This is a genomic window from Endozoicomonas sp. SESOKO3 (genome assembly GCF_024606255.1).
This window is the reverse complement of sequence record NZ_JAHHPR010000494.1, coordinates 1-4,842: the sequence shown is the minus strand read 5'-3', so window position 1 is coordinate 4,842 and position 4,842 is coordinate 1. Positions and strand designations below refer to the sequence as shown.

Below are 4,842 nucleotides of genomic sequence, written 5' to 3'. Positions count from 1 at the left end.
GTCAGGGTTTGCAGGTGGTTGAACGGGCTCACCCCTTCATAAACATTGACCGTATTATCATCCCCTCCCGTTACAAGCTGAGTGCCGTCGGGGCTGAAAGTAACGCTTTCTATCCAGTTTGTTGCGTGTATGGTACGCAGAAGTCTGGGGATCCCTGAACTCACATTAAAGATTTGCAAGGATCCTGCAAGGCCGCAGCGAATAGCGCCGGAACCGACTCCCACAGCCATGAGCGTACTGTTTTTATTCCATGCAATACTCAAAGCACTGTGGGGTCCACAAGGTGCTGGCTGTGCGACAGTGGGCGTTGAAGTGGGTATTGCCTGTGGCTGGTTCGGATCTGTGTTAATTTCATAGAATAATTGAGGAGGTATTTGTGCTCGCTGATTAAAGCCTGATTGAGCTTTTGTAAGGTTTAATGGCAGAGAGATAAGCAGACTTGCGATAGTCAGACCCTTTCCAAAGTTCATTACCTTCCTCCAGAGTTCCGGCTTTGAATCATTCGGAAAGTTTCCGGAGCCGGCGTGGCTATGACAAAAAACAGTGAAGATAGAGAGTTGAGACTTCTTCATGACAGGAGCGCTTTCAGTACTTTCAGTATCTTGGATGAAAAACCTCTCTCTCACGCAGAGTTGCAAAAGAGAGCATCCGGACTGATCGCTTGAGGTTGAGTATAAGCTCGGTCCGGGTGAAAGAAAACTAAAAGACCCACTGCAATATCGTTCCTTGAAGAACCGCTGTGAACAATGTGACTTAAGAAGGTTGTACGCAGCGAAGCATTATGCACTTCTGTAACGCCTCTTGTAACCGCTTCTTCTGGCATCTGCTGAATCAGACTGAATGTCTGAATGATTTGAGCAGCTGGAATGAAGCGCATATTATTTGCTCTCAGTTGTTGGGAGTGGTTGATGGATAAATTACTGGGCTTGTTGGCAGATGGACAATTCCATTCCGGTGAAGAACTGGGTGAGCATCTTGGGATTAGCCGGGCAGCTGTCTGGAAAAAACTGAAAGCGGTTGAAGAGCTTGGCCTGGCACTGGATTCTGTGCGAGGTAAGGGTTACCGCCTCGGCGGTGGTGTTGAGCTTCTTGATCACAAAAAGATTGAAAGCTTTATAGATCCTGACGTTCGTAATAAATCTGAAGTTCATACCTGCGTTATTACAAAGTCAACCAATGATCTGGTTCGTGCCCTTGGACCGGTTTCCGAAGGGGTCATCCGTTTTTGTCTGGCTGAGCATCAGTTAAAAGGGCGGGGGCGACGGGGTCGTGTATGGAGCAGTCCTTTTGGTTCAACAGTGTGTTTATCAGCCTTGTGGCAGAGCGGTGAGGGAACGGCTTCGCTGGAAGGGCTCAGTCTTGCGGTCGGTCTGGGTGTTGCGAAAGCATTGGAAACACTGGGAGCCAGAGAGTTAAAGCTTAAATGGCCCAATGACGTTCTTTGGCAGGGTAAAAAACTCTGCGGTGTGTTACTGGAAGTTCATGGAGATCCCACGGGAGAGTGTGAAGTGGTGATTGGGATAGGCATTAATGTCCGTTTAAGTGATGAGCAGTTGGCGTCAGTGGGTCAGCCTGCTATCGACCTTTTCCGGGTGTGTGGCAGAGCGGTGAGTCGAAACGCGGTCGCAGGTCAGTTGATCAATACTCTGACACATTTACTCGATGGGTTCGGACAAGGTGGCTTTAAACTGTACAGGGAACAATGGTATGAATACGATGCCTTTCATGGCAGGGAAGTTACAATAATGGCTTCTACCCGATCCGTAACAGGGCGTTACATGGGAGTGGATGATCAGGGTGGACTGCTGCTTGAGACAGCTTCTGGTCTTCATGTGTTTAATGGTGGTGAAGTGTCATTACGTCAGTCATGAACAAACTCACGGGTAGTCAGCTGCAGCTGGATGCAGGAAATACGCGGCTCAAATGGCGTCTGATGGCGGGTAGAGCTGCCGTTCAGTCAGGCTTCATTAATAATGATGCTGACTGGCAGATTATCTTGTCTCTGCTGCTGGAACAATGGGGTACTCTTCATTCCATTGCTATTTCGACAGTCTCTGGAAACGCAAGATTAGGTCAGTTGTTGCGCATATTGTCAGAAGCTACCGGCATAGAGCCATTTATTGCCAAAACCCAAAAAACCTTTGCTGGTCTCACGGTTATCTATAAAGAAGTAGAGAGGTTGGGTGTAGATCGTTGGCTGGCCATGCTAGCGGCACATGCTCATCCACTCGACGACACCAAAGTCGTTGTTAGTTGTGGTACAGCTATTACAGTGGATGTAATTGATGGTCAGGGAGATCATCAGGGGGGCTTCATTGTTCCGGGTATCCGTCTGATGAAGAAAGCTCTGGCGGTCAATACAGCCAATCTCGACAACATTGAGCATCCTGCAGAGGCGACGGCACTGGGCACTGTCACTTCAGAATGCATTAATCATGGTGTTCTGGCCATGGCAGTATCTCTCATTAATGAGACTTGTCTCAAATGGCCGGGAGCCCGTTTGTTTTTAACCGGAGGTGATGCCTCTTTGTTGCAAGCCTATATAAAGGAAGAAATAGAGCAGGTTCTGATTGAAGAGCTGGTTTTGGATGGACTCTCGATTGCCTCTGAAAGACAATAATGTTAATTGATCACTCTGATTAACAATTAACGGGAAGTCATACTTTTTAAAGAGGTTCTTTATAGGGTGTAACTTTCAAAATTCGGTTTTTAGTATGCGCTGGATCGTTCTAATACTTCTCTTGTCCAATGTCGGCTACTTTGTTTGGGGCTATTATCACCAGTCTCATAAGCCTTATCGGGCAATAAAAGTCGACACCGAAGTGCCTGTACAGGCAGGTAAAAGATTGATGCTGCTCTCTGAAATGGCGTCAACACTTCCTGAGCAAACACTGAAGAAAAAAGAAACCAAGGGAATCGCTGAAGCTCAGTGTCTTGTAGTGGGACCTTTTGAATCCTCAGCAAAAGCAGACAGTCTGCAGCAAAAACTCTTTTCAGTGGGTGTTTCGAGTAGAGAACGCTCTGACAATGAGGTAATGCTTGCAGACTACTGGGTGCATATTCCGCCCCGAAGTAATCGTCAGGCGGCAATAAGATTGTTAAGAGAATTGCAGGGGCAGGGGATAGACAGTTTTGTGATTACACAGGGAGAACTGGCCAATGGCATATCTCTGGGGTTATTCAGTAAAGAGGTTTCGGCAAATGAAGTCAGTCGTCGTGTACAAGAAGCGGGTTATGAACCCGCTATTAAAAAGTTGCCCCGTGAGCCTGAAACTTTCTGGCTGGAGATGACGGATTCAGAAGCAAAAAAGTTAAGTGCTGGTTTTTGGGAGAGACAGGCCGACGAATACAATGATCTGAAAATGCTGGAAAAAAACTGCAAAAGCGTTGCATCCGATGATTCGATTCACTAATATACGCCTGCGCTTCGGGGCGGTTAAATAAAGCAGGCTTTCTGTATCGTTTGCAGGGAAACAAACTTGACATTGAAAAGCTCCTGAATAAAATAGCGCAGCACTTGGTGGGGTTCCCGAGCGGCCAAAGGGATCAGACTGTAAATCTGACGCGAAAGCTTCGCTGGTTCGAATCCAGCCCCCACCACCAGATTGCCAGGTCTTCTTTTGTTGTAAGTTGGCTTGATAAGTGGGCATACTGCATGATGTGGTCCTGCTTCGCGGGTATAGTTCAATGGTAGAACCTCAGCCTTCCAAGCTGATGATGCGGGTTCGATCCCCGCTACCCGCTCCATTGATTCTGATTTAAGTGCTCTTGTAGCTCAGTTGGTAGAGCGCACCCTTGGTAAGGGTGAGGTCGGCAGTTCAAATCTGCTCAAGAGCTCCATATGATAGAAATACGGTAGTTTACTCCTGTTTCTGGCCTCTGTTAAAAGAGGTTTAAAAAAGAATAAGACTTTTCAGCTTGATTGGGGTCGATTATAATTGATCGGTCCTTGTATCGGGGTGGGTATAACAAGACTGCTCAAAGATACAGGCCAGTAGTTCAATTGGTAGAGCACCGGTCTCCAAAACCGGGGGTTGGGGGTTCGATTCCCTCCTGGCCTGCCATTTCTATTTTATGTCAGCGTTTTGTTCTGACAAAGCTTATCCGAGTAGAGATAGTCAACCAATGAGTGGAAAACCTGAAGTAGCATCTAAAGGACGACTGGACGGGCTCATGTGGGCTCTGGTGGCGGTTCTGTTAGTTGCTGGTGTTGGCGGGAATGTGTACTTTGGTGAGTATTCTGTTCTCTATAGAGCGTTGGCGTTGGTGGCTCTGGCTGTAGTGGCCGGGTTTATTGCGCTTCAAACCGTAAAGGGTGATGCTTTTTGGACATTGGTCAAAGAAGCAAAGGTTGAGATTCGAAAAGTAGTCTGGCCGACTCGTCAGGAAACTGTTCAGACCACGCTGATTGTTGTGGCGGTGGTTGTTATTATGGGGCTCATTTTATGGGCGCTTGATTCTCTGCTAGGCTGGATCATCAGTAGCCTGATTGGATAGGGATAAATAATGGCGAAACGTTGGTATGTGGTTCATGCCTACTCCGGCTATGAGAAGCAGGTGATGCGTTCGCTGATTGAGCGCGTAAAACTTCATGGTATGGAGGATCTCTTTGGTGAGATTTTGGTGCCTACCGAGGAAGTGGTTGAAATCAGGAACGGCCAGAAGCGCAAAAGTGAGCGTAAATTCTTCCCTGGATATGTATTAGTCCAGATGGAAATGAATGAAGATAGTTGGCATCTTATTAAAGATACTCCTCGAGTGATGGGCTTTATTGGTGGTACCGCGGATAAGCCGGCACCTATCACTGAAAAAGAGGCCGATGCGATACTGCAGCGTGTTCAG

The 4,842-nt window shown here is 47.3% G+C and carries 7 protein-coding genes and 4 tRNA genes; 10 read left to right on the top strand and 1 reads right to left on the bottom strand.

Annotated features, from left to right (window positions below; all coding sequences use genetic code 11):
• Nucleotides 1-470: WD40 repeat domain-containing protein (locus tag KDK18_RS08570; protein ID WP_257254486.1), on the bottom strand; the 470-nt coding region annotated here is incomplete at its 3' end.
• A 60-nt stretch (nt 471-530) separates the two neighbouring features.
• On the opposite strand from KDK18_RS08570, the gene KDK18_RS08565 reads away from it, so the two are divergent.
• From KDK18_RS08565 to KDK18_RS08520, 10 genes are all read left to right on the top strand, one after another.
• Entirely contained in the window at nt 531-665 is a 135-nt protein-coding gene (locus KDK18_RS08565; RefSeq protein ID WP_257254485.1) for a hypothetical protein, read from the top strand.
• 243 nt (nt 666-908) lie between these two features.
• Nucleotides 909-1,871 (top strand): bifunctional biotin--[acetyl-CoA-carboxylase] ligase/biotin operon repressor BirA, encoded by a 963-nt coding sequence (gene birA / locus KDK18_RS08560; protein WP_257254484.1) that lies wholly within the window; start codon nt 909-911, stop codon nt 1,869-1,871.
• A complete protein-coding gene (locus tag KDK18_RS08555; RefSeq protein ID WP_257254483.1) occupies nt 1,868-2,620 on the top strand; it encodes a type III pantothenate kinase in 753 nt (250 codons plus the stop codon). Before birA ends, KDK18_RS08555 begins: the two co-directional genes overlap by 4 nt.
• 94 nt (nt 2,621-2,714) lie before the next feature.
• Nucleotides 2,715-3,413: an SPOR domain-containing protein gene (locus KDK18_RS08550; RefSeq protein ID WP_257254482.1), complete on the top strand. Its 699-nt coding sequence runs from the start codon at nt 2,715-2,717 to the stop codon at nt 3,411-3,413.
• 106 nt (nt 3,414-3,519) lie between these two features.
• Nucleotides 3,520-3,603 (top strand) — tRNA-Tyr (locus tag KDK18_RS08545).
• A 70-nt stretch (nt 3,604-3,673) separates the two neighbouring features.
• A tRNA-Gly gene (locus tag KDK18_RS08540) sits at nt 3,674-3,747 on the top strand.
• 17 nt (nt 3,748-3,764) lie between these two features.
• A tRNA-Thr gene (locus tag KDK18_RS08535) sits at nt 3,765-3,840 on the top strand.
• Nucleotides 3,841-3,988: 148 nt separating this feature from the next.
• Nucleotides 3,989-4,064: transfer RNA gene (locus KDK18_RS08530), tRNA-Trp, on the top strand.
• A 61-nt stretch (nt 4,065-4,125) separates the two neighbouring features.
• The gene (gene secE / locus KDK18_RS08525; RefSeq protein WP_257254481.1) at nt 4,126-4,497 is read left to right on the top strand and encodes a preprotein translocase subunit SecE; all 372 of its coding nucleotides are present in this window, start codon (nt 4,126-4,128) and stop codon (nt 4,495-4,497) included.
• 9 nt (nt 4,498-4,506) lie between these two features.
• Nucleotides 4,507-4,842 (top strand): transcription termination/antitermination protein NusG (locus KDK18_RS08520; protein ID WP_257254480.1); only part of this gene is annotated, 336 nt, incomplete at its 3' end.

Coding starts and splice junctions, on each gene's coding strand:
- KDK18_RS08565 (WP_257254485.1), top strand. CDS start 531: ATGACAAAAAACAGTGAAGATAGAGAGTTGAGACTTCTTCATGACAGG.
- birA (WP_257254484.1), top strand. CDS start 909: ATGGATAAATTACTGGGCTTGTTGGCAGATGGACAATTCCATTCCGGT.
- KDK18_RS08555 (WP_257254483.1), top strand. CDS start 1,868: ATGAACAAACTCACGGGTAGTCAGCTGCAGCTGGATGCAGGAAATACG.
- KDK18_RS08550 (WP_257254482.1), top strand. CDS start 2,715: ATGCGCTGGATCGTTCTAATACTTCTCTTGTCCAATGTCGGCTACTTT.
- secE (WP_257254481.1), top strand. CDS start 4,126: ATGAGTGGAAAACCTGAAGTAGCATCTAAAGGACGACTGGACGGGCTC.